Here is a 24,491-nt window from a genome sequence, read left to right as displayed (position 1 = left end):
AAAATAGAAGTAGAAGGTTAATGAAGGACGAGGTGTCATTATGAGTTCAATTGATAAAACAATGAAATTCAACTTTTCCGAAGAACCATTTGACCAGGATATTAAAAAGATTTTAATGACTGTTCATGAATCATTACAGGAAAAAGGATATAATCCGATCAATCAGATTGTCGGATACCTATTGTCAGGTGATCCTGCATACATTCCTAGATATAATGATGCGCGTAATTTGATACGTAAAGTTGAACGGGATGAAGTTATTGAAGAACTTGTAAAGTTTTATCTAGAACAGAATAAGGAGAATTCATGAAAGCGATAGGTTTAGACGTGGGTTCAAAAACAATAGGTGTTGCCGTAAGTGATGCCCTTGGCTGGACAGCGCAAGGGTTAACCACTATTTATTGGGATGAGAATGAATTTGAATCTGCAGATGAAGAACTAAAGGGTCTGATTGAGGAAAATGAAGCATCTCTGATTGTAATCGGACTCCCTAAAAATATGAACGGCACGATTGGTGAAAGAGGCGAGGCGTCCGAGCGCTATGCTGCGTATGTAAAGGAAAAGTATGAATTGCCTGTGGTATTATGGGACGAGCGTTTAACCACGATGGCAGCGGAACGTGTACTGCTGGAAGCGGACATGAGCCGTAAGAAAAGGAAAAAAGTAATTGATAAGATGGCAGCTACAATGATTTTGCAGGGTTATCTAGATTCAAAAGGAGGCATTATGTAATGACATTAGAAGAAAAAGAACGCATTATTATCCCCGACGAAAATGGGGACGAGCATTTGTTTGAAGTGCTATTCACCTTTGATGTGGATGAAACAGAACAATCTTATATTGCTGTCGTGCCTGCTGAACAAGCAGAGGATGAAGAGGTAGAGGTATACGCATTCCGTTACGAAGAACAGGAGAATGAAGATTTTACCCTGTACCCGATTGATTCCGATGAAGAGTGGAGCATGGTAGAGGAAATGTTAAACACATTAGCTGAAGAAGAAGAGTAAAGAGATAAAAGAAAGCTGACATTCACATTTTGTGACATCAGCTTTCTTTTCCCGTGTAATTGCTGCTTTCTATCCCTTTTCATACCTGCTAAAATATATATTTTTTTCAAAATTCCTGTTGAAAATGAATCTTTTTGTTTAAGATGTAGAAGGATGAAATAAAATAACAGGAATATTGGATAATTTTATATGAATTTAGTATAATGAAGCGGATGAAAGGGGGACACAGAGTGTCAAAAGATGACAAGCATAACGGATTCCAAAAGAATCTTATACAAAGAGCAAAAGATGCTTCTAAAGTAAGAAAGATTGTCGCAATTATTATTGTTTGTTTTACGCTCATCTTAATAATCGGCGGAATTTCAGGTTATTTATATATTCATTCTGCACTACAGCCTATTGATGAAGAAAATTCAACTCCTGTAGAAGTGGAAATCCCGATTGGGTCTTCCAGCTCAACGATAGCCGGGATACTTGAAGAAAACGGAATTATCAAGGATGCCCGTGTATTTCGTTTTTATACAAAATTTAATAATGTGAACGAATTTCAAGCTGGAAATTATACATTCAATACAGCCATGAGCATGGATGAAATTATTGAATCGCTGCAGCATGGAAGAATTATTGTCGATGCGGTCCATACTATTACAATCCCTGAAGGATTGACTGTAGACCAAATTGCTGAAATATATAGTGAGCAGCTTTCTTTTTCGGAGGAAGATTTCCTGGAGGTTGCCAATGATCCAGATTTTATTGAGGAATTAATGGAGGAATATCCTTCCTTACTGACGGAGGATATTCTGGATGAAGATATTCGTACCCCTTTAGAAGGTTATATGTTTGCTTCCACTTATGAGTTTTATGAAGAAGAACCATCCATTGAATCGATAATAGATCGTATGGTAGAACAAACAAATTCTATCTTCCAGCAATATGAAGGAGAGATTGCAGATCGAGGTTTTACTCCACACGAAGCGATAACCTTTGCATCCGTAGTGGAAAAAGAAACTGCTCATGAAGAGGAGCGCGCACAAATTGCCGGCGTATTCCAGAATCGTTTGGATGAGGATATCCAGCTGCAGACAGATCCAACGGTATTGTATGCAAAAGGAGAACATCAAGCAGTGGTCACCTTTGATGATTTAGAAACCGAGTCACCTTACAATACCTATTTGGTGGATGGACTGCCGGTAGGCCCGATATCGAATTTTGCGGAAAACTCCTTGAAAGCAGTAATCTCACCGGAAGATTCCGATTATCTGTATTTCTTACATGATGAAGATGGTAATATTCATTTTGCTGAAACATTTGATGAACATGTAGAAAACCGGGAAAAATATATCAATTAAAGTGTGTTCCAAAAGTGCTCACTCTTAAACGGACTAATGGAGAGCTTCTCCATTTTCCGTTTTCTTTTTTAGCCGTCAGGAAAGGGTCGTGTTTTTCTAAGAATTGGTTGCGATTGCTCAACCCGTCATGCCCTCACAGCGGTTGTTAATATTAAAAATAAAGCTGCATTGTCACCCATCGATTTTGGTGAAGAACCAATTATAATGGTTGAATGTAAAAGGAAATGATGAAATGGAAAAAGATATCGAGAGCTACTTGGAAAATCTGCTTCCTGCTTCTTCAGGAGCTGCAGACGTTCTTGAAAAATATGCCGAAATCAATCATGTGCCGATTATCAACCGGAGCAGCATGCATATGATTAATCTTATTTTAAAGATGAAGCAGCCGGAAAAGATTTTAGAAGTAGGCACAGCGATTGGTTATTCCGCATTGCGTATGCTGGAAGGAGCGTCAAAAGCAAATATCGTTACCATTGAAAAAGATGCCAATCGTTATCAGGAAGCAATCACAAATATCAAGGAACAGAAACGTGATAATCAAATCGAAGTTATTTTTGGAGACGCCGCAGAAGTCATGCAGGAATTAGCTGAAAAAAAATTACAGTATGATGTTATTTTTATTGATGCAGCAAAAGGGCAATATCAAGTTTATTTTGATTTAGCAGATAAAATGCTGATGCCCGGAGGTGTATTGATTACCGATAATGTATTATTTCGGGGCATGGTCTTCTCGAATGAAGAGGTGCCTAAAAAATATAAAACACTGGTACGGAAATTAAGATCGTACAATGAGATGCTAGTGAATCATCCGGATTATCATACATCGATTATACCGATGGATGATGGTGTCTCCATTAGCTATAAAAAGTAAGGTGTGTAAGGAGTTAGCAGCATGGAAAAAAATAAACCCGTTGTAATCGGTGTTGCCGGGGGAAGCGGCAGTGGAAAAACCTCCGTTACAAGAGCTATCTATGAGCGTTTTAAGGAAACGTCCATCCTGGTAATTGAGCAGGATGCATATTATAAGGATCAGTCGCATCTTCCTTTTGAGGAAAGATTAAAAACAAATTATGACCATCCCTTGGCATTTGATAACGATTTATTAGTAGAGCATCTTCAACAATTACTTGAATATAAATCAATTGAAAAGCCTATATATGATTATAAGGTGCATAACCGTTCAACAGAAACAATCCATGTTGAGCCCAAAGAAGTCATTATCGTTGAAGGAATTCTGATTTTAGAGGATGCTAACCTCGTTGATTTAATGGATATAAAAGTATTTGTCGATACCGATGCAGATTTGAGAATTATCCGCCGGCTATTAAGAGACATTAAAGATCGCGGGAGAACATTGGATTCAGTCATTGACCAGTACATTCAAGTGGTCCGGCCGGCACATATGCAATTTATTGAACCGTCAAAACGATATGCAGATTTGATTATTCCAGAGGGCGGAGAAAATCATGTTGCAGTGGATATTATGGCATCTAAAATTGAAAATATCTTAGTAAAGAATTCAAATTTATAATTATTTTTCTTGATATTTTAGGTAATATCTGCCATAGTATTGATTAGTATATTTTGAAGAGTTAGCACATAAGCTATATAGCCAATTTTATTAATTAAATTATATATACTAGGAATAGGCAGCTGTGTTCTTTTGGATAAACCAGGTTTGAGAATAAGCTGCGATTATTACCAGATAGAAAAGAAATTAGAAGGAGTGTTTAGAAGATGGCTGCAGAAAAAAGCTTTTACATGACACAAGAAGGGAAAGACAAGTTAGAGGAAGAATTGCATTATTTAAAAACGGACCGTCGCCAAGAGGTCGTTGAAAGAATAAAAGTAGCTCGTGATTTCGGAGATTTGTCCGAGAACTCGGAGTACGATGCGGCAAAAGATGAGCAGGCGTTTGTGGAACAGCGTATTACCCAAGTAGAAAACATGATTCGCAATGCCGTAATTATTGAGAATGATAATGAAGATCCTAATGTAGTCGGAATGGGAAAATCAGTTACATTTGTGGAATTACCTGATGGGGATGAAGAAACATATACTATCGTCGGCAGTGCAGAAGCTGATCCCTTTGAAGGGAAAATTTCCAATGATTCTCCAATGGCAAAAAGCCTGTTAGGACAAGAAATTGGACAGGAAGTTTCCGTAGCTACACCAGCTGGAGACATTGAAGTCCGCATAACCAATGTTGAATAAAAATTGGAAAGCGTTTGCGTAAACTTTTATCTCATTGAAGCTGCTGAGAAAAAGGTATTATCTTTGACCAGTAGAAAGGTTATCCAAACGTATATTTTTGAAGTACGAAAACTTACAGTTAAACACAACTGTAAGTTTTCGTACTTCTATATATTTCTATATTGTTTGAAAATATAAACCTGTTTGCTGTATTAATGCGGCGATGTTGTAAAACAGGAACCGCAATAGTTTTCTAATTAAAACGTTAAAAACCAAACAATATGTACGAATAGTATTACATACCCGAATTTTTAAGGATTTAAATAAGGTGTCTATCTTCATCACATTCTCTTAATCCTTTAAGTTTAAACAAGAAATAAACAGTAATTTTGTGCTAAAATAGAATAGACAAAAATCGCTGGATTCGATAGGATAGTATAAAGTAAATAGTGTAGCGAGGGGGAATCTCTGGTGAGTCAGACAAGATCAAACAAATTTGAAAAAAGAAGAAAAAATACAAACGCAATTACCATTCTATCTATTGCTGCAGGAATCGTCTTAGTTATTTTTCTTGCGATATGGGTGTTTGGCGGCGGAGATGATACAACGGAGGAAGGTACTGAATCGGATGCATCCGAAAATACGTCAGAGGAAGATAATGGGGAGGCCGGCGGAGAAGATGATAATGGCTTCTTAATAACCGATCCGGAATCTAATGAAGATGAAGAAAATAACAATGAATCTGACAATGAGGACGCAAATCGAGAAGAAGACAATGCAGATGAAGACGAGGATGCTGATGAAGATGCAGCCAATGAAGAAGATGAGAATGAGGAAGAAAATGAAGAAGATAATTCCTACGAAGACAGAGAGTCTGCAGAACCTTCCGGTGATGACGTTGCGGAGGCCTATACCGGTGACTGGGATCCGATCGGTACAGAACAGGAAGGCGACCATAATACAGATTTTAGTGATGGATCTTCAGACCGTGTTGAAATTAAGAGAGCAGTCTCTAAAGTTACTGGTTTAAGTGAAGATGGTATGATAGAGCACTGGGTTGGAAATAATGGACCTGACAAAGTAATTGCTACCGTTTCCGATTCAAGCAATTCAGAGAATTATCGTGTATTCCTAGACTGGGTTGACGGTGAAGGCTGGCAGCCGACTCAGGTAGAAGAATTGAATTAAATTGACGCGGGACAATAATGGAGGATTAGAATGACTATCGGAATTATTGGAGCAATGGATGAAGAAATTGAATTACTGAAACAAAGCATGACTGATGTACGAGAAATTGAAATAGCAAAGACTCATTTTTATCAAGGTTACCTGGAAGGGAAAAAAGTTGTCCTCATGCTATCCGGTATCGGGAAAGTAAATGCAGCCATGTCTGCAACCATCTTACATGAACGGTTTAATCCGGATAAAATTATTAATACTGGGTCTGCAGGAGGTTTTGCTGAAAACCTGGAGGTTGGAGATGTTGTTATTTCCACCGAGGTATTGCATCATGATGTGGATGCGACAGCATTTAATTATGTCTATGGACAAGTTCCGGGGATGCCTGCAGTCTATACAGCTTCGCCTGATTTGATAGATTTGGCAGGTAAGGTAGTATTAGAATCAGGTATTCAGGCAGAAACAGGTATTATTGCAACTGGTGATTCATTTATGCAGCGTGAGGATCAGACAGCTGTTGTCCGTGGACGTTTTCCTGAAATGCTTGCTTTAGAAATGGAAGCTGCTGCAATTGCGCAGGTATGCTATCAATATCAAACGCCATTTGTCATTATTCGAGCATTATCAGATATTGCCGGAAAGAAATCATCGGTTTCATTTGATGCATTTTTAGAAAAAGCAGCAAAAAATGCAGCGGATGTGATTATAAAAATGGTTCGTGAATTATAAGTTGTTTAGTTAGAAAAACTCGTATTTGCTAATGAGCGAATACGAGTTTTTTAATGCATTGGTATTTCTTTGTGAAATATCATCCTTGAAGACCTGGACGGGTATCCTTTTACTCCCCAACATCAAAATAATCCTGAATAAAATTATAAAAAACTCGTTCAGATGGAGCCAGGTTACGGTTTTTCGGAATGATAATACCGACTGCCCGCTTGAGAGGCGGATTATCAATAGCTACCTTGGCGCTATAAGCGGTATTTAAATCATTAAAGGCACTTTCAGGAAGTAACGTAATCCCCATCCCGGCCGCAACTAATCCTTTAATGGCATCTAAGTCCTCTCCTTGGGATTGAATATTCGGTGTAAACCCGGAACGGATACAAGCATCAATAACTAGCTGATGAAGCACATACCCCTCAGGAAACAATACAAAATTCTCCGCTTCTAACTCTGCGACAGAAATTTTTTCTTCGTTTGATTTAGCGTGAGAACTGGGAATAAGAGCATAAAAATTTTCCATAAATAGAACCTTGCCAATGATGTCCGGCTGATTATCGGGAACAGGGCCAAGGAATGCTAAATCAATTTCTCTATTCCGGACAGATTCAATTAGAAAATTATAAGATCCCTGTCTTAATTGAAAACGGATATTAGGATAGCTTTTCTTAAATGCGGATAAAACGGTCGGCAAGAGATTACTGGCTAAGCTTGTCGGAAAGCCTATTTTTATTGAACCGCCTTCCGGGTCTAAGTATTCATCGACCTGTTTCTTAGCATAATCCACTCCCCTTAAAGCGGATTTTATATGAGTTAAAAATATTTTTCCAATAGGTGTTAAATGTACATTTCTCCCAGCTCTTTCAAAAAGCTGAACCCCTAATTCACTTTCTAAATTTGAAATTTGCCGGCTGACTGCAGATTGGGCAACATGCAGTTCGAAGGCAGCCTCTGATACATGTTCTCTTTCTGCTACAGCAACAAAATATCTTAATTGGCGCAGTTCCATATTTCCACCTCATATCAAAATTAGATTATTCCTATGTTTATTATATATTGTTTCGATAAATAAAAAAACATAAAATATATTTTACCCACTTTTATTGCAGTGTGAGATGAAAAGAGCATCCCGCTGAATGAAACAGATATTAATGGATACGGAATGGAGGAACAAAGATGATATTTCAAGATTTGCCAAAAGCACAAGGTCTATATCAACCGGATTTTGAGCATGATGCTTGCGGCATTGGCTTATATGCACATATTAAAGGGAAGCAGACGCATGACACAGTTACAAAAGGGCTGGATATGCTTTGTAAGCTGGAGCACCGCGGCGGACAGGGAAGTGATCCGATGACGGGCGACGGTTCTGGTTTAATGGTGCAGATTCCCGATCAATATTTCAGAAGAGTCTGCCCGGAATTTCAACTGCCGTCTGCAGGAGAATATGCTGTTGGTATGATCTTTCTTTCTCAAGATAAACAAGAGCAAACAGCAGTCATAAACCAAGTCAATCAGCTGATTGCGGGGGAGAGACAGCAGTTGATTGGATGGAGAGATGTGCCTGTAGACACTGCTTGTATCGGTAAAGGTGCAGTAGAAACGCTCCCGGAAGTTAAGCAGGTATTTATTCGGTCGACTATGGCGGCAGACGAAATGGCTTTTGAAAGAAAGCTGTATGTGATTCGTAAGCAAGCAGAGCATTGGGCTGAGGAAAAGAATATTCGCTTCTATGTTCCGAGTCTTTCTGCCAGAACCATTGTATATAAAGGCTTGCTGACTCCAGAGCAGGTAAATGGATTTTATTTAGATTTACAGGAAACGGATTTTGTTTCAGCTTTTTCACTCGTTCATTCCCGATTCAGCACAAACACATTTCCATCCTGGGAACGGGCGCATCCGAACCGCTATTTAATCCATAATGGCGAAATTAATACATTACGTGGAAATGTCAATTGGATGCGGGCGAGAGAAAAACAATTTGTTTCTGATGCATTTGGCGATGATTTAGAAAAGCTGCTTCCCATTATCCGCAGTGACGGAAGTGATTCAGCAACATTAGATAATGCACTGGAATTTTTAACACTTGCAGGAAGAGAGCCTGCTCATGCGGCGATGATGCTGATACCAGAACCATGGGATAAGAATAGCCATATGAATCAGGAAAGACGTGCTTTTTATCAATATCACAGTCTGATGATGGAGCCTTGGGATGGGCCGACATCAATTACCTTTACGAATGGAAAGCAAATCGGAGCAATATTAGATCGAAATGGGCTGCGTCCGGCAAGGTATTATGTGACGAAGGATGATTACATTATCTATTCCTCTGAAGTAGGTGTCGTTGACGTAGAGGAAAGCAATGTTTTATTAAAGGAACGATTAAGTCCTGGGAAAATGCTGTTAATAGATATCGAGAAAGGAAGAATTATTTCCGATGAAGAGATAAAATCTGCTATTACAACAGAATACCCCTATCAAGATTGGGTAAAGGAGCAAACCGACGTCTTAGCTCCAGAAGTTGATGAAAGCACGGAAATGGATCCGCAATTGTATCATAAACAGAAAGCATTCGGTTATACGATGGAGGATATTGAAAAGTATTTGATTCCGCTTGTACAGGATGGAAAGGACCCGATCGGTGCAATGGGGAATGATGCTCCGTTAGCTGTTCTATCCGAACGTCCGCAAAGCCTGTTCAATTATTTTAAACAGCTCTTTGCTCAAGTGACAAATCCGCCGATTGATGCTTATCGGGAGCAGTTAGTGACATCCATGCTGACCTGGCTTGGAAGCGAGGGGGATATGCTTCACCCGGAAACTGAAAAGAAAAGACGAATCCGTCTGGATTCACCAATTTTATCGAATGTGCAGATGGAAAAAATTGAAAATAATGAAATAGACGGTTTAAAAGCGGAAGTCATTGAAGCATTATTTACAGATGATTTGGAAGCTGCGCTGAAACAAGTGTTTGAGCAGGCGAAAGCAGCAATCTATAAAGGGAAAAATATATTGGTGTTGCGGGATACAGAAATGAATCAAATGCAGAAAGCAATCCCGGCACTGCTTGCAGTCAGCGGGCTGCATCAATTTTTAATTCGTGAGGGTATCCGTACAAAAGCGAGTATTCTTATCCAGTCAGGGGAAGCGCGTGAGGTGCATCATTTTGCAGCCATGCTTGGTTATGGAGTCGATGCGATTTACCCATATCTCGTGTATCAAACCTACCATCAGGCATTTGATACGGGTAAATTAGCATTAAATCCAAAAGAAGCACAGGCAAAATATATTGCCGTGGCGACAGAAGGCATTATCAAAGTAATGTCTAAAATCGGAATTTCAACTGTACAGAGCTATCGCGGTGCTCAGATTTTTGAGGCGGTCGGCATCAGCAAGCAGGTCATTGAAGATTATTTTACCGGAACGGCTTCGCAAATAGACGGAATTGATTTGGGTGTGATTCAGCTTGAAACAGAAAAACGTCATCAGGAAGGGTACCAGGAAGCATTTGATCAGCTTCTGGATTCAGGAAGTGAGTTTCAATGGCGAAAAACAGGTGAACATCACGCATTTAATCCGTCAACGATTTATAAGCTGCAATGGTCCTGCCGGCGTGGGGACTATAAGCTGTTCAAGCAATTTTCTAAAGAATCAAATGAAGCGCGTATCGGCTTTTTACGAAATCTATTTGACTTTAAAAAGACAAACTCGATTTCTATCGATGAGGTAGAATCTGTGGACACGATTGTAAAACGATTTAAAACAGGAGCGATGTCGTTCGGATCTATTAGTAAAGAGGCACATGAGACATTGGCGATTGCCATGAATCGCCTCGGCGGTAAAAGCAACAGCGGAGAAGGCGGCGAGGATACAGCACGCTTCACCCCGGATGCGAATGGGGATTTACGATCCAGCGCAATTAAGCAGGTAGCATCCGGCCGCTTTGGAGTGACCAGTAATTATTTGATAAATGCGAAAGAACTGCAAATTAAAGTAGCGCAGGGAGCGAAGCCTGGAGAAGGCGGTCAGCTGCCGGCGGAAAAAGTATATCCATGGGTTGCTGATGTGCGCAGGTCCACACCTGGAGTCGATTTAATTTCTCCGCCTCCGCATCACGATATCTACTCCATTGAAGATTTGGCGCAGTTGATTCATGATTTAAAAAATGCGAATCGCAACGCAAGAGTGAGTGTTAAGCTTGTTGCTAAATCAGGTGTCGGAACGATTGCTGCCGGTGTGGCTAAAGGGAATGCGGACGTTATCTCTGTCGTCGGTTATGATGGAGGAACAGGGGCTTCGCCAAAAACAAGTATTAAGCATACAGGTCTGCCGTGGGAATTGGGTCTGGCGGAAGCGCATCAGACATTAATGCTAAACGGACTGAGAGACCGTGTTATTTTAGAAACGGACGGCAAGCTGTTAACTGGAAAAGACGTGGTAACAGCAGCCTTGCTGGGAGCAGAGGAATATGGGTTTGCTACAGCACCGCTCATTGTTGTCGGCTGCGTGATGATGCGTGTCTGTCACAAGGATACCTGTCCAGTCGGTGTCGCTACCCAAAATCCAGAGCTTCGTAAAAAGTTTGCCGGAGACCCGGACCATGTTGTGAACTATATGCGGTTTATTGCGGAAGAGGTCAGGGAATTTATGGCAGATCTTGGCTTCCGGACAATGGATGAGATGATTGGGCGGACAGAATATTTGGAAAGGTCAGCGCGTGCTGACGCACATTGGAAAGCGAAGCATCTCGATTTATCAACACTTGTTTATCAGGTGGAAGGAACCAAAAGAAACACCACGCAGCAGGATCATAAATTAGATCGATCCTTAGACATAAAAGAAATCCTGCCTGCTGTTCAAGAATCATTAAAAACAGGCGAAGCAATGGAAGCAAGCTTCTCTATAAAAAATACAGATCGTGTGGCAGGCACGATTGTCGGCAGTGAAATAACGGCTAAATATGGAGAAGAAGGCCTGCCGGAGGATACAATCAATTTACATTTTACCGGTTCAGCCGGGCAAAGCTTTGGTGCTTTTATCCCTTCAGGTATGACCATGACAGTAAGTGGGGATGCCAATGACTATGTAGGCAAAGGGCTTTCAGGAGGGAAAGTGATTGTGCGTGCGCCAGAAGTTACAACCATTGACGCCAGCCATAATGTCATCGCTGGAAATGTTTCCTTCTATGGTGCGACAAGCGGAGAAGCATATATTCATGGCTATGCAGGCGAGCGTTTTGCAGTCAGAAACAGCGGTGCAAAAATTGTTGTAGAAGGCGTCGGAGATCATGGCTGCGAGTATATGACAGGCGGCAGAGTTGTTATCCTTGGCAATGTCGGTAAAAACTTTGCAGCCGGAATGTCTGGCGGAATTGCTTATGTAAGACCGGATGATGTTCCTGCCTTCCGTGCTTTAACGAATGCGGCGCTGATTCAATTTGAAGAAATAACAGATTTGGAAGAGCAGGAAGAAGTAAAAGATTTGATTATCAACCATTTAGATTATACCAACAGTGAGAAAGCAGCATTTATCTTAAAGCACTGGAAGGAAGAAGTGAAGAAATTTGTCAAAGTAATCCCGACAGACTATAAATTAATGCTTCAGCAGATTGAATGGTTTAAAGAACAGGGCTTAGGTACAGAAGATGCGCGTTATGAAGCGTTTATGGCAAAGAAAAATAACGAAATGACCGTAAAGTTAGATGAGGAATCCTTGATGAAGGAAGAGAAAGGGGCCAGAGTAAATGGGTAAAGCAACTGGATTTATGGAAATCAAAAGAAAAAAAGCAACGGAGCGTGACCCGCTTGAAAGAATAAAAGACTGGAAAGAGTACGCTGGCACCTTCTCTGATGATGCAGCAAGCCAGCAGGGTGCGCGCTGCATGGATTGCAGTATTCCGTTTTGTCATATCGGCATGGAAATCGAGGGGGCAGCCTCAGGCTGCCCTGTCTATAATCTGATTCCGGAGTGGAATGACCTTGTTTATAAAGGCAGATGGAGAGAAGCGCTAGACAGGTTAATGAAAACTAATAATTTTCCTGAATTCACTGGAAGAGTTTGTCCTGCCCCATGTGAAGGTTCTTGTACCGTAGCAATTAATGACCCGGCTGTATCGATCAAGAATATTGAGCAGAAAATTATTGATAAAGGCTTTGAAGAAGGCTGGATTGAACCGCGAATTCCAGAAGTGCGTACTGGCAAAAAAATCGCTGTGATTGGTTCGGGGCCGGCTGGATTAGCGGCAGCAGATCAATTAAACCAGGCGGGGCATGAAGTAACTATTTACGAACGTGCAGACCGTGCCGGCGGATTATTGATCTATGGTATTCCAAACATGAAGCTGGATAAGGGAGTCGTTGAACGGCGTATTCAATTGCTACGGCAGGAAGGGATTCATTTTGTATTGAACACCGAGGTAGGAAAGGATATTTCAGCCGAGGATATGAAAGCAAGCTTTGATTCGGTGATTATTTGTACTGGTGCCCAGAAGCATCGTGATCTGCCTTTAGAAGGAAGAGATGGAAAGGGAGTCCGTTTTGCGATGGATTACTTGACGCGTTCAACGAAAAAGCTGCTTGATGCAGACATCGAGTTGGAAGAGGAGTTAAATGCAGAAGGAAAAGATGTGATTGTTATCGGCGGCGGAGATACTGGCGCGGATTGCATCGCCACAGCACTTCGTCAGGGAGCTAAAAGCATTGTCCAATTCGGAAAGCATCCGCAGCTGCCGGTAAGGCGCGCTGACTCCAATCAATGGCCGGCTTATCCGCAGGTATTCAGTCTGGAATACGCGCACAAGGAAGCAAAAGAAAAATTCAGGAAGGATATTCGTGAATATTCTATCCAGACACAAAAATTTGTAACAGATGCGCAGGGGAATTTAAAAGAGCTGCATACGATTCAAATGGAGAAAAAACAGGATGAAAATGGTGTCTTCTTTTTTGAGGAAATACCGGGAACTGAAAAAGTGTGGCCGGCACAGCTTGTGTTAATTGCTATCGGTTTTGAAGGTGCTGAGGAAACAGCTGTTAAAGCATTTGGGGTGAAAACGATGCGAAACCGCGTGCTTGCAGCTTATGGAAAGTTTTTAACGACAGAAGAAAATGTATTTACAGCAGGAGATGCCCGCCGCGGTCAGAGCTTAATTGTCTGGGCAATTAATGAAGGGAGAGAAGCGGCTTACCAGGTTGATGAATATTTAATGGGAACCACTTCCTTGCCGACTGTTGCGAATATGTAATAGCAACGTGATAAATAAGCGAGTTGCCTGTCTAAGCATAGATGGGTAACTCGCTTATTGTATGAATATACTTTTTTTAATGGAGGTAAAAGCATTATGCTTTGATAAGCCTATGGCGAATCTTTATAGGCATCTGTCACCTCTTTTTAGGTATTTGCGTATATTGTTAGGGAATAAGGGGTGATGGAGAATTGGCACAGGCAGAAGGGTATAAAAATGGCCGTATTAATATTATATTAAGTGAGAATACACCGCAATCCAGCGCGAATCTCCGTGTAAAAAAACAAAAGCATTCGCCGCTTGAAATCGTCGATAAAGAATTTGCATCGTTTGTCGGATTAAATGACTTAAAAACGTCCATTAAAGAGATTTATGCGAGTATTCTTATCAATGAAAAGAGAAAGGAAGAAGGGTTAAAAAGTTCGAAACAGGTTCTTCATATGCTGTTTAAGGGGAATCCGGGAACGGGAAAGACGACGGTAGCCCGAAAATTAGCAAAGCTTTATCATGATATGAATATCCTTTCAAAAGGGCATTTTATAGAGGCGGAGCGTGCCGATTTAGTCGGAGAATATATCGGCCAGACAGCGCAAAAAACAAGAGCGGTTATCCAGAAGGCGATGGGAGGTATTCTGTTTATTGATGAAGCTTATTCTTTATCTCGGGGCGGAGAAAAAGATTTTGGTAAAGAAGCGATTGATCTGCTTGTAAAGCATATGGAAGACGGACGGGAAGATATGGTTCTCATCCTTGCTGGTTATCCGCGCGAAATGGATCGTTTTCTTTCGATGAATCCCGGCCTCGAATCTCGATTTCCGTTTATTTTAGATTTTGATGATTACTCTGTGGATGAATTATTAAATATAGGAAACCGTATGCTGAGTGAAAGACAGTATCAATTATCAAAACAGGCGGAATGGAAGTTTCGCAATCATTTGGCCAAAAAATTGCGGGAAGATAACTATAATTTTTCGAATGCGAGATATGTGCGGAATGTAATTGAAAAAGCAATCCGGCTGCAGGCGGTCCGGCTGCTTAACTCTGACAAAATGGTATCCAGAGATTTAATTGTTTTAACAGACCAGGATTTGTTGCTAGAATAGAAATAATGGGTATGATAGTATAAGAACTATTTTAAGAAAGAGGTAGGCTATGACAGTAGAAAATGTATTAGTAATTGCGGTTAACCAATCTGAAAGATCTGAACCTCAATTCGATTCTTCTTTAGATGAGCTTGTTTCTCTGTGTAAAACTGCAGGAGGGCAGGTTCAGGACGTTATCACACAAAATCGGGAACGTATCCATCCGGCTACCTATATCGGAGAAGGAAAGCTTCAGGAAGTAGCTCAAATCATTCGCGCAGAGGGAATTGATTTGGTAGTAGCTAATAATGAGTTATCGGCTGGTCAGGTTCGCAATTTAGCCGATACACTGGATGTTCGTGTCCTTGATCGAAGTCAATTGATATTGGATATTTTTGCGATGCGCGCGCAAACGAAGGAAGGGAAGCTCCAGGTCGAGCTGGCTCAGTTGGAGTATTTGCTTCCCCGTTTGCATGGACAAGGGGCTAATTTGTCCAGACTTGGCGGTGGAATCGGGACAAGAGGGCCAGGGGAAACAAAATTGGAAACAGACCGCCGGCATATCGAAAGAAGAATCTATGATATCAAACGCCGCTTACAGCTGGTTGTGAAGCAGCGGGATCAATATCGGAAGCGCAGACGATCAAACGATGTTTTCCAAATAGCGATTGTCGGGTATACGAATGCGGGGAAGTCAACGATATTTAACAGATTGACAAATAGTCATTCATTAGAAGAGGACCAACTATTTGCAACGCTGGATCCGCTCACGCGCCGTATTCAATTCCCCAGCGGTTTGAAAAGCTTAATAACAGATACAGTCGGGTTTATTCAGGATCTCCCGACAGCCCTGATTGCTGCATTTAAATCAACACTGGAGGAAGTGACAGAAGCAGATTTTCTTCTGCATGTGGTCGATATCTCAGATCCTGATTTATTACAGCAGCAGGAAACCGTTCGCAAGCTTTTGCAGGAATTAGACGCCGGCCATATCCCGGTATTGACCGTGTATAATAAAAAGGATCAGCTGGAGGCCGATTTCTTTTTGGCAAACCAATTCCCTAATATTCAAATTAGTGCATTAGAGGAAGAAGACTTACATGCATTATTAATCAAAATGGAAGAAGTATTAAAAGAAGAATGGGATTTATTTGACATTGTGTTAGATTCAAGTGAAGGAGATTTGTTGTACCAGCTTCAGTCAGCAGCGTTAGTTGTCAAAAAAGAACTGCTGGAGGAAACGAACCAATTTCATGTGCAGGGCTATGTCAGAAAAAATCATCCATTTCACCGATTTGTAGAGGAGAAGTAAACGATGCAAGCAGAATCACTTATAATAGAAGCAGAAAAAGATTGTTTAGAAGGTCACCAGTATATACAAGAAATTGTAGAGAAAAATCAAAGACGTGTTCTGGAGGCCTTCCGAAATCATCGGATTAGTGACGCACACCTGCAAGGGACAACAGGCTATGGGTACGATGATTTAGGCCGGGAAGGCTTAGAAGCGGTATATGCGCAGGTTTTCGGCGGAGAGGATGCCGTTGTGCGGCCGCAGATTGTTTCGGGTACACATGCTATTACAACAGCTTTATTCGGCATGCTCCGCCCGCAGGATGAGCTTGTTTATATTACAGGGCATCCATATGATACGTTGGAAGAAGTAATCGGGAAGCCCGGCAAAGAAGAAGGATCGCTTGCTGATTTTCAAATTGGGTATCGTGAGGTTGCCTTAAAAGAAACAGGGGAAATTGACTTTGAAGCGATAAAAAGCAGCTGGACAAAGCAGACGAAAGTTATTGCTATCCAGCGTTCAAAAGGTTATGATGCCAGACCTTCCTTCACGATTAGTGAAATAAAAGAAATGGTGGATTTTGTGAAAGCTATTGATCCATCTGTTATCGTATTTGTTGATAATTGCTATGGGGAATTTACAGAAACAAAAGAACCGCTGCATGTCGGTGCCGACTTGATTGCCGGTTCACTCATTAAAAACCCTGGCGGCGGATTAGTCCGGGCAGGAGGATATATTGCAGGCCGTCAAGACCTGATCCATTTATGTGCAAACCGTCTGACAGCTCCTGGTCTGGGCAAGGAAACAGGAGCTTCTCTCGGTATGCTTCAGGAAATGTATCAGGGTTTCTTTATGGCGCCGCATACCGTAGGGGAAGCCTTAAAGGGCGCCTTGTTCACAGCACGTTTTCTGGAGCTGGCCGGGTTCCGGACAGCGCCGTCCTATCACGAAAAAAGAACAGACCTGATACAAACAGTTACTTTTCATACAGCGGAGGAAATGATTGCTTTTTGTCAGGCGATCCAAGAGAACTCCCCTATTAATTCTTATGTAACACCTTATCCGAGTGGAATGCCGGGATATGAAGATGAAGTGATTATGGCTGCAGGAACGTTTATACAAGGGGCGAGTATTGAGTTGTCTGCGGACGGGCCTATTCGTGCTCCGTATACAGCTTATGTTCAGGGCGGTTTAACCTATACGCATGTAAAAATTGCCATTATCGAAGCAGTAAAAACATTAAAAAATCAAGGTTTTATTTCTTAGTGTGAGGGTAAAAATAAGTATCGAATAATTTATATGTCAAATAACCTAACATTTCATTGACATTAAAACTGACATCCATTATACTGAATGTATCATATAAAGAAGGGGGTCATCTTTTGAATGATCAAGATCGTCGTTCAATGCCCTTATTCTCAATAGGAATAGTTATGAAATTAACCGAACTGACTGCGAGACAAATTCGTTACTATGAAGCAAATGATTTAATTGCTCCCGAGCGGACAAAAGGAAATCAGCGTCTATTTTCATTTAACGATGTAGACAGGCTGCTTCAAATCAAGGATCTCTTAGACAAAGGATTAAATATGGCTGGCATCAAGCTTCTGCTGGATGAAGAAAACAAAGAAACTCCGGAAGAAGCTCCGAAGAAAGAGAAAAAAACACCGGCTAATTTAACGGATAAAGAGCTTAGAGGAATCTTGAAAAATGAATTAAACGAAGCGGGAAGATACGGAAAAGCCAGTATGAGGCAAGGAGAACTGGCACGCTTTTTTATAAAGCATTAACATCAGGTTAAAAGAGTTTTCGCTGCAAAGACAGTGTAGTGGAGGTTTTCTTTTCATACTTAAATGAATTTTTAGGAGGAGAACAAATGGCTAAGAAATTAACCAGAGAAGAAATTATTACACAGATTAAAGAGGAGAATGTACGTTTTATCCGCCTGCAGTTTACAGATATGCTCGGAACCATTAAAAACGTTGAAATCCCTTTAAGCCAGCTTGACAAAGCATTAGATAATAAAATGGCTTTTGACGGGTCCAGCATCGAAGGGTTTGTCCGTATTGAAGAATCAGATATGCTCTTGCATCCTGATTTGGATACATTCATTGTATTCCCTTGGACTTCTGAAAAAGGAAAAGTGGCGCGTTTTATCTGTGATATCTATAATCCGGATGGTACTCCTTTTGCAGGCTGCCCGCGTTATAACCTGAAACGCAACCTGAAAAAAATGGAGGAATTAGGATTTGATGCATTTAATATTGGTGCGGAGCCGGAGTTCTTCTTATTCAAATTGGATGAAAACAGAGAACCTACACTGGAATTGAATGACCACGGCGGTTATTTTGACTTAGCGCCGACAGACCTGGGTGAAAACTGCCGACGTGATATTGTATTAGAGCTGGAAGAAATGGGCTTTGAAATTGAAGCATCTCACCATGAGGTTGCCCCTGGACAGCATGAAATTGATTTTAAATATTCGGATGCAGTGAAGCATGCAGATGATATTCAAACCTTCAAGCTGGTAGTAAAAACCATTGCCAGAAAGCATAATTTACACGCTACATTTATGCCGAAACCATTATTTGGAGTGAATGGATCAGGAATGCATGTAAATATGTCCCTTTTCTCAGGAAAAGAAAATAAATTTTACGATACAAAAGGTGAGTTAGAACTAAGTCAGACAGCTTATCAGTTTATCGCCGGCATTATTGATCATGCGACAAACTTTACAGCGATAACAAATCCTACAGTCAACTCTTATAAGCGTCTTGTACCCGGATACGAAGCGCCTTGTTACGTGGCATGGTCTGCATCTAACCGCAGCCCGCTTGTTCGTATCCCGAGCTCACGCGGTTTAAGTACTCGTGTAGAAGTACGAAGTGTTGACCCGGCTGCTAACCCGTATATGGCATTATCCGTACTATTAGCTTCTGGCTTAGACGGCATTAAGAGAAAGTTAGACGTGCCAGAATCTGTCGACCGCAACATTTATGTTATGAATAAAGCAGAGCGCGAAGAGAATGGTGTGAAAGATTTACCGTCTACTTTAAAAGAAGCAATGGATTTGCTTGAGCAGGATGAAGTGCTTGTTGAATCTTTAGGAGAGCATTTATTCGAACACTTTATTGAAGCAAAAGATATTGAGTGGGATATGTTCCGTACAACTGTGCACCCATGGGAGCGCGAGCAGTATCTGACGAACTATTAATTCAGACGTAAAGAATTACTATCTCTTAAACATTAATAAATAACAGCTGTTTAGGTACTGTGCATAGACTTTTTGTTTTAGCACAGTACCTTTTTTTGTGAAAGGGACAGATTTTGGATGCGTGGAATAATTCGAAAAAATATGATGGAATGGTTTTTTATTGCTCTTGTAAATAAAGACACGCAAGCAGTTCGTGCTTCAACCTGCTTGCGTGTCTTTATTTGTTTACTTTTGATTCCTGCGATATAAGATAAATCCAGATCCGGTTAAAATAGGCGTAGCTATAGAGAGAGCAAAAATAAAACGATGCGCCGTCTGGTCAGAGAAGTGAGAGGAAATGTAAATGGATTCTACATCTCCGCCCTGACATTGTATGCGGTCAAAATGAGAGTACTCGCCATCATTGGTAAAAAGGTGAGTTACCTCTGTATCTGAAAAGGTGACTTCTGTATTTTTAGAATCCAAAGAAACTTCTTCACTATTCTTTTCTGTAATGCACCGCACTTCATTTGCATTAGTTGTTGCCGGGTAGGCCCAAATTTCTGTGGTTTTACGATTGTCTGCCGGCGAGAAGGATTCATTTATTTCTATTCCACTTGCTGATAATTCTCCTGGGAATGCTGCTTTTTGATATACCATCCAAATACCTAACGGACCGACTATAATACAAAGCATGCAAGATATTGCAAGTAAGGAGGTGATTTTTTTAGCATTTTTCATAACTAAAACACCTTTCTGTCAGTAGATAGCTGTTATACTATACGTTTGCAAAACGGGATTTGTTTCAAAAAACATCGCATGAGAGCGAAATTTTGCTCTCATGCGATGTTTTATGCTTTCGTATTATTGATGGCCTCTTGCGACTGCAGAAGGGAAAGTTAAATTGGATTCATCCTCTGTGAAAAATTCTTTGTACAGCGACTGAATTGCTTTTTCCAAATCAACTGCGTGAACACCGAACATCATGGATACTTCTGAAGAGCCTTGGTTAATCATATCAATATTGATACCCGCTTTAGCAAACGATGCGGTAGCTTTAGCGGCAACACCAATTGTGTTTACCAATCCTTCTCCGACCACCATAACAACAGCCAGGTCACGATGAATACTTACGGTATCCACATGCAATTCATTGCGGATACGGTCAATAACAATCTGTTCCTTTTCAGGTGTGAAAAGATGATCTCTGAAAATAACAGACATATCATCAATTCCAGAAGGTGCATGCTCGAAGGAGATTCCTTCATCTTCAAAAATATTTAACAGCTTTCGGCCAAACCCGACTTCCCGGTTCATCAGGAATTTACTGACGTATAAGCTGCAGAAGCCGACGTCGCTTGCTATGCCTACTACACATTGATCTGTGGAATCTCTTTCTGCAACAACCATTGTGCCGGGCGCTTCCGGGTTGTTGGTGTTTTTGATACAGACCGGGATTTCTTCTTTAAAAGCCGGGATAAGCGCTTCGTCGTGAAATACAGAAAAGCCGGCATAAGATAATTCCCGCATTTCCTTATATGTTAGAACAGTAATATCTTTAGGATTTTCTACAAAGTTTGGATTTACCGCAAACACTGAATCAACGTCTGTGAAATTTTCGTACAAGCTTGCTTTGGTACCTGCAGCTAAGATAGCTCCAGTAATATCGGAACCGCCCCGGGAGAAGGTAACTAAATCATTATTTTCGGTATAACCAAAGAATCCGGGGACGACAGATACACCTTCGCGTTCTCTGAGTTTATAAATTCTAGAAAAGCTTTCCGGCAATAATTGAGCATTTCCAGGTTCATTACTGACAAAAATTCCAGCCTCTTTTGGATTGACATAGCTTGCATTTAAGCCTAAATGCTTTAAATAAGCACTTACGATTTTAGCAGAACTGTCTTCACCGATGGATTTTAAAGCATCAAGCTGTGCCATAGGTGATATATCAAACTGAAGATACTTTTCAATGGTTTGCTGAATATCTTCTAAAATAGACTGGTCAAGGCTCAAATCCTCTATTATTTCTTGAAATCTAACCATGATGTTTTGTAACTGCAAATCATGATCTTGATTTTGCTGTTTTGCATAACAAAGCTCGATTAATAAGTCTGTCATTTTTACGTCATCTGAGAAGCGTTTCCCTGGTGCAGATACAACAATCACTTTTCGGGAGGAATCAGACTTAATGATATTCGCTACCTTTTTAATCTGTTTTGCATTTGCTACAGAACTTCCTCCAAATTTTGCTACTTTCATTTACATGATACCCCATTTCAAAATTCCCACTATAAACTAGCTATTTTAGTTACGAAGATTTTTAGTGCGTGGTATTTTTTATTTTTACTAATATAACATATTTTCTGTTAAATTAAAGAGGAAAATGAAAAAAAGAAAGAAAAATAACGAAAATACCATTTTTATTCTCTTTGCTGGACAAATGTTTACCATTTTAGGCCATTTAGAAGGAAAAACAAGTGTTTAGCAGGGATGAATCAAATTCCATTTTTAGTATCACTGCAAGCATGAACAGTGTAGCGGAAATGTAGTTTAAATGAAAAAATCCCGTTTCAATGAAACAGGATAGATCAGCTTGCTGATTCCTTTTCTTGACTGCGCTTCTTCCTGTCTCTGTAGACAATAAAGCCGCCAAGGAATAACAAACCGCCGAGAAAAAGAATTAAACCAACAATAAATTGAATGCTTCCAAAAATAAAAAATGGATAAAATGTATCAAAAAGCGTATCCCGCATCAATTTAATACCAAAAGCTGCAATCACCCCTGGAATAAATAGGATGATTAAAGCGAGGTTTCTTTGCATAAAAACTCCTGCTCCTTTATAGATATACTTGCAATCATTCATCAATCTTCTGTCCGTTCAGATGCCTCTTTATTTTTAATCAAATAATTTCTTAAAACTTCATTATAAGTATATCAAAATACGTCGAAAAATAGAAATAGAATTCATTTGCTAAATTATGCATGGTATCGTATGATGAAACTGTGCAAATAAATTCAAGGTGGATGAAAAGTATGAAGCAAATTCTGATAGTCGGCGCTGGTAAAGGTGGTACAGCATTATTCCGCCTGTTTAAAGAAACAAAAAGCATGCAGATTTGTGCAATCGTTGACAAGGACGCAGACGCTCCTGCTATGAAGCTTGCGGAAGAAATGGATGTTCATACAAGTACAGAGTGGAAAGATTGGATTCACCATGACATTGATATTGTAATTAACGTAACAGGCGAAGAGGAATTATTTGAAAAGATGATTGAGCTGTTTCCAAGAAAGACAATTATCATCCCTGGTTCTGTAGCCAATATTATTTATGAATTAATTCATGAAAAAACTGTTTTAACAGATGAAGTAAAAGTACAGGCGAGCCGTTTGGAATTAATTTTAAACCATATGAATGACGGCATGATTGTTGTCAATAAAATGGAACAGGTTCAGCTGTTGAATCGCCGGGCGGAACAAATTCTCGGCAAAAAAGAAAAAGACTACAAAGGGAAGCATATCAAAGATTTACTCAAAACAAATCGTTTATCTCACGTGTTAAGGAGTCAAAGAAAAGAGTTAAACCAAAAGACAATTTTAGATAATGGCAAGAAAGTGATTGCTTCACGTATCCCCATTATTAATAAAACAGGAGATTTAGTGGGAGCCTTTGCTGTTTTTAAAGACATTACGGAAGTAGTGCAATTAGCAGAAGAAAATACCGATTTAAATGAAATCAAAACCATGCTGGAAGCCATTATTAAATCTTCGGATGAGGCAATCAGTGTGGTGGATGAGCATGGAAAAGGCTTAATTATTAATCCCGCCTATACGAGAATCACTGGTCTGACCGAAGAGGAAGTAATAGGGAAGCCGGCAACAGTAGATATATCTGAAGGGGACAGTGTGCACATGAAGGTCTTAAAAAACCGGCGTGCTGTTCGCGGTGTACATATGAAGGTCGGACCGTCAAAAAAAGATGTTATCGTTAACGGGGCGCCAGTGATTGTACAAGGAAAGATAAAAGGCAGTGTCGGCGTGCTCCATGACGTCAGTGAATTACAATCTGTGACAAGGGAGTTAAAGCGTGCCAGACAAATCATCCGTAATTTGGAAGCAAGGTATACATTCGATGATATTATTGGTAACTCATCCGAAATGAAGCTTGCTTTAGAACAGGCAAAAGTAGCTGCCAAAGCACCGGCTATTGTTCTTTTGAGAGGGGAAACCGGCACCGGCAAAGAATTATTCGCCCATGCAATACACCATGAAAGTGATCGGAAATTTAATAAATTTATTCGTGTGAACTGTGCTGCATTGTCAGAACCAATGCTGGAAAAAGAGCTGTTTGGTTCGGCAGAGGAGCAGGCAGAACATTTGAAAAAAAAGGAAGGTCTGTTTGAACAGGCGAACAATGGAAGCATCTTTCTTGATGAAATTGGTGAATTATCTTTATCAATCCAGGAAAAATTAATCCATGTACTCAAGGAGAACAGAGTCACTCCAGTCGGCGCATCCAATTCGGTGCCGGTTGATGTCCGCGTGATTGCCGGAACGAATACAAATCTGGAGAAGGCTGTGATGAATGAGAAATTTCGTGAAGATCTTTATTATCTCATTAATAAACTTCCAATATCCATCCCATCGCTAAAGGAACGGGAGGAGGATATCCCTGAGTTGGTGGAGCATATCATCCATCAGCTGAACGAAGAATATGGAAAAAATGTGCAAAAGATATCGGATGAAGCGTTAAAAAAACTAATGGCATATCATTGGCCGGGGAATGTCAGGGAAATGGCTAATGTTATCAGTCATTCCATGATATTTATCGGCAACATGGAGGAGCAGATTGAAGTATCTCATTTGCCTAAATTGCAAACGAAAGAAATGACAGCAGGACCGGATATGGTACAGACAGATAAACCATTAAAATTACAGGAAGCGTTAGATCGTTTTGAAAAAAAATACTTGCAGGAAGTGTATCTGCAATGTAATAAAAACAAGACAAAGACAGCAAAAGCGTTACAAATATCTGTCCGCAATTTGTATTATAAGCTTGAAAAATATCAGCTTGAATAAGGTGTCTGCAACATTTTGCAGGGAGGGCAGGTATATCATGCTGTGGAAAATTTACGGAGGGTTCTCCGTGGTAAATAGGGAATACTGACAAATGTATTACAATAGCATACCATTCAGGAGTTGGATTCATTTGTCATTTTAAATAAGTATGTAT

At 40.4% G+C, this 24,491-nt stretch carries 21 protein-coding genes; 17 read left to right on the top strand and 4 right to left on the bottom strand.

What is annotated here, in order from left to right; all coding sequences use genetic code 11:
- Positions 1-40 precede the first annotated feature (40 nt).
- From BN997_RS18105 to mtnN, 9 genes are all read left to right on the top strand, one after another.
- The gene (locus BN997_RS18105; RefSeq protein WP_042534321.1) at positions 41-310 is read left to right on the top strand and encodes an IreB family regulatory phosphoprotein; all 270 of its coding nucleotides are present in this window, start codon (positions 41-43) and stop codon (positions 308-310) included.
- The gene (ruvX, locus tag BN997_RS18100; RefSeq protein WP_042534319.1) at positions 307-732 is read left to right on the top strand and encodes a Holliday junction resolvase RuvX; all 426 of its coding nucleotides are present in this window, start codon (positions 307-309) and stop codon (positions 730-732) included. The genes BN997_RS18105 and ruvX overlap by 4 nt, the downstream gene beginning before the upstream one ends.
- A complete protein-coding gene (locus tag BN997_RS18095) occupies positions 732-1,007 on the top strand; it encodes a DUF1292 domain-containing protein (protein ID WP_042534317.1) in 276 nt (91 codons plus the stop codon). The genes ruvX and BN997_RS18095 overlap by 1 nt, the downstream gene beginning before the upstream one ends.
- 230 nt (positions 1,008-1,237) lie before the next feature.
- The gene (gene mltG, locus BN997_RS18090; protein ID WP_042534316.1) at positions 1,238-2,356 is read left to right on the top strand and encodes an endolytic transglycosylase MltG; all 1,119 of its coding nucleotides are present in this window, start codon (positions 1,238-1,240) and stop codon (positions 2,354-2,356) included.
- 232 nt (positions 2,357-2,588) lie between these two features.
- Positions 2,589-3,227, top strand: a complete 639-nt coding sequence (locus BN997_RS18085) for an O-methyltransferase (RefSeq protein WP_052485077.1) — start codon at positions 2,589-2,591, stop codon at positions 3,225-3,227.
- 21 nt (positions 3,228-3,248) lie between these two features.
- Complete coding sequence (gene udk, locus BN997_RS18080) at positions 3,249-3,887, top strand: uridine kinase (protein WP_042534315.1); 639 nt, start codon at positions 3,249-3,251, stop codon at positions 3,885-3,887.
- A gap of 206 nt (positions 3,888-4,093) precedes the next feature.
- A complete protein-coding gene (gene greA / locus BN997_RS18075) occupies positions 4,094-4,570 on the top strand; it encodes a transcription elongation factor GreA (RefSeq protein WP_042534313.1) in 477 nt (158 codons plus the stop codon).
- A gap of 450 nt (positions 4,571-5,020) precedes the next feature.
- A complete protein-coding gene (locus tag BN997_RS18070; RefSeq protein WP_244882404.1) occupies positions 5,021-5,737 on the top strand; it encodes a YrrS family protein in 717 nt (238 codons plus the stop codon).
- 30 nt (positions 5,738-5,767) lie between these two features.
- Positions 5,768-6,457 carry a 5'-methylthioadenosine/S-adenosylhomocysteine nucleosidase gene (gene mtnN / locus BN997_RS18065; protein ID WP_042534310.1) on the top strand — a complete coding sequence of 230 codons (690 nt, stop codon included), beginning with the start codon at positions 5,768-5,770 and terminating at the stop codon, positions 6,455-6,457.
- A 109-nt stretch (positions 6,458-6,566) separates the two neighbouring features.
- Here mtnN and BN997_RS18060 read toward each other — a convergent pair whose 3' ends face one another.
- Positions 6,567-7,460 (bottom strand): glutamate biosynthesis transcriptional regulator GltC, encoded by an 894-nt coding sequence (locus tag BN997_RS18060; protein ID WP_042534308.1) that lies wholly within the window; start codon positions 7,458-7,460, stop codon positions 6,567-6,569.
- A gap of 167 nt (positions 7,461-7,627) precedes the next feature.
- Between BN997_RS18060 and gltB the strand changes: the two genes are divergently transcribed.
- The 7 genes from gltB (at position 7,628) to glnA (ending at position 19,278) form a co-directional block, all read left to right on the top strand.
- Positions 7,628-12,202: a glutamate synthase large subunit gene (gene gltB, locus BN997_RS18055; RefSeq protein ID WP_042534306.1), complete on the top strand. Its 4,575-nt coding sequence runs from the start codon at positions 7,628-7,630 to the stop codon at positions 12,200-12,202.
- On the top strand, positions 12,195-13,691 hold the full coding sequence (locus tag BN997_RS18050; RefSeq protein ID WP_042534304.1) for a glutamate synthase subunit beta: 1,497 nt from the start codon (positions 12,195-12,197) through the stop codon (positions 13,689-13,691). The genes gltB and BN997_RS18050 overlap by 8 nt, the downstream gene beginning before the upstream one ends.
- 191 nt (positions 13,692-13,882) lie before the next feature.
- Positions 13,883-14,794, top strand: a complete 912-nt coding sequence (gene spoVK / locus BN997_RS18045) for a stage V sporulation protein K (RefSeq protein WP_042534302.1) — start codon at positions 13,883-13,885, stop codon at positions 14,792-14,794.
- 49 nt (positions 14,795-14,843) lie between these two features.
- Positions 14,844-16,085: a GTPase HflX gene (hflX, locus tag BN997_RS18040; RefSeq protein WP_042534301.1), complete on the top strand. Its 1,242-nt coding sequence runs from the start codon at positions 14,844-14,846 to the stop codon at positions 16,083-16,085.
- Between the two features lie 3 nt (positions 16,086-16,088).
- Entirely contained in the window at positions 16,089-17,330 is a 1,242-nt protein-coding gene (locus BN997_RS18035) for a methionine gamma-lyase family protein (RefSeq protein WP_042534299.1), read from the top strand.
- Positions 17,331-17,446: 116 nt separating this feature from the next.
- Positions 17,447-17,854, top strand: a complete 408-nt coding sequence (locus BN997_RS18030; RefSeq protein ID WP_042534297.1) for a MerR family transcriptional regulator — start codon at positions 17,447-17,449, stop codon at positions 17,852-17,854.
- Positions 17,855-17,940: 86 nt separating this feature from the next.
- Positions 17,941-19,278 (top strand): type I glutamate--ammonia ligase, encoded by a 1,338-nt coding sequence (glnA, locus tag BN997_RS18025; protein ID WP_042534295.1) that lies wholly within the window; start codon positions 17,941-17,943, stop codon positions 19,276-19,278.
- A gap of 225 nt (positions 19,279-19,503) precedes the next feature.
- Here glnA and BN997_RS18020 read toward each other — a convergent pair whose 3' ends face one another.
- The 3 genes from BN997_RS18020 to BN997_RS18010 form a co-directional block, all read right to left on the bottom strand.
- Positions 19,504-19,998, bottom strand: coding sequence for a hypothetical protein (locus BN997_RS18020; protein ID WP_042534293.1), 495 nt, complete (start codon positions 19,996-19,998; stop codon positions 19,504-19,506).
- A gap of 123 nt (positions 19,999-20,121) precedes the next feature.
- The gene (locus tag BN997_RS18015; protein WP_042534291.1) at positions 20,122-21,519 is read right to left on the bottom strand and encodes an aspartate kinase; all 1,398 of its coding nucleotides are present in this window, start codon (positions 21,517-21,519) and stop codon (positions 20,122-20,124) included.
- A gap of 329 nt (positions 21,520-21,848) precedes the next feature.
- Positions 21,849-22,082, bottom strand: a complete 234-nt coding sequence (locus tag BN997_RS18010; RefSeq protein WP_042534289.1) for a DUF2627 family protein — start codon at positions 22,080-22,082, stop codon at positions 21,849-21,851.
- Between the two features lie 212 nt (positions 22,083-22,294).
- On the opposite strand from BN997_RS18010, the gene BN997_RS18005 reads away from it, so the two are divergent.
- Complete coding sequence (locus BN997_RS18005) at positions 22,295-24,337, top strand: sigma-54-dependent Fis family transcriptional regulator (RefSeq protein WP_042534287.1); 2,043 nt, start codon at positions 22,295-22,297, stop codon at positions 24,335-24,337.
- Positions 24,338-24,491 lie beyond the last annotated feature (154 nt).

Origin of the sequence: Oceanobacillus oncorhynchi (assembly GCF_000821065.1) — a bacterium.
GTDB lineage: Bacteria > Bacillota > Bacilli > Bacillales > Amphibacillaceae > Oceanobacillus > Oceanobacillus oncorhynchi.
Note: the sequence above shows the minus strand (reverse complement) of the source record. Positions and strands in the feature narration are given on the sequence as shown.

Bases quoted from the DNA above. Each gene is read 5' to 3' on its own strand.
- BN997_RS18105 (WP_042534321.1), top strand. From the start codon at position 41: ATGAGTTCAATTGATAAAACAATGAAATTCAACTTTTCCGAAGAACCA.
- ruvX (WP_042534319.1), top strand. From the start codon at position 307: ATGAAAGCGATAGGTTTAGACGTGGGTTCAAAAACAATAGGTGTTGCC.
- BN997_RS18095 (WP_042534317.1), top strand. From the start codon at position 732: ATGACATTAGAAGAAAAAGAACGCATTATTATCCCCGACGAAAATGGG.
- BN997_RS18085 (WP_052485077.1), top strand. From the start codon at position 2,589: ATGGAAAAAGATATCGAGAGCTACTTGGAAAATCTGCTTCCTGCTTCT.
- udk (WP_042534315.1), top strand. From the start codon at position 3,249: ATGGAAAAAAATAAACCCGTTGTAATCGGTGTTGCCGGGGGAAGCGGC.
- greA (WP_042534313.1), top strand. From the start codon at position 4,094: ATGGCTGCAGAAAAAAGCTTTTACATGACACAAGAAGGGAAAGACAAG.
- mtnN (WP_042534310.1), top strand. From the start codon at position 5,768: ATGACTATCGGAATTATTGGAGCAATGGATGAAGAAATTGAATTACTG.
- BN997_RS18060 (WP_042534308.1), bottom strand. From the start codon at position 7,460: ATGGAACTGCGCCAATTAAGATATTTTGTTGCTGTAGCAGAAAGAGAA.
- gltB (WP_042534306.1), top strand. From the start codon at position 7,628: ATGATATTTCAAGATTTGCCAAAAGCACAAGGTCTATATCAACCGGAT.
- BN997_RS18050 (WP_042534304.1), top strand. From the start codon at position 12,195: ATGGGTAAAGCAACTGGATTTATGGAAATCAAAAGAAAAAAAGCAACG.
- hflX (WP_042534301.1), top strand. From the start codon at position 14,844: ATGACAGTAGAAAATGTATTAGTAATTGCGGTTAACCAATCTGAAAGA.
- BN997_RS18035 (WP_042534299.1), top strand. From the start codon at position 16,089: ATGCAAGCAGAATCACTTATAATAGAAGCAGAAAAAGATTGTTTAGAA.
- glnA (WP_042534295.1), top strand. From the start codon at position 17,941: ATGGCTAAGAAATTAACCAGAGAAGAAATTATTACACAGATTAAAGAG.
- BN997_RS18020 (WP_042534293.1), bottom strand. From the start codon at position 19,998: ATGAAAAATGCTAAAAAAATCACCTCCTTACTTGCAATATCTTGCATG.
- BN997_RS18015 (WP_042534291.1), bottom strand. From the start codon at position 21,519: ATGAAAGTAGCAAAATTTGGAGGAAGTTCTGTAGCAAATGCAAAACAG.
- BN997_RS18010 (WP_042534289.1), bottom strand. From the start codon at position 22,082: ATGCAAAGAAACCTCGCTTTAATCATCCTATTTATTCCAGGGGTGATT.
- BN997_RS18005 (WP_042534287.1), top strand. From the start codon at position 22,295: ATGAAGCAAATTCTGATAGTCGGCGCTGGTAAAGGTGGTACAGCATTA.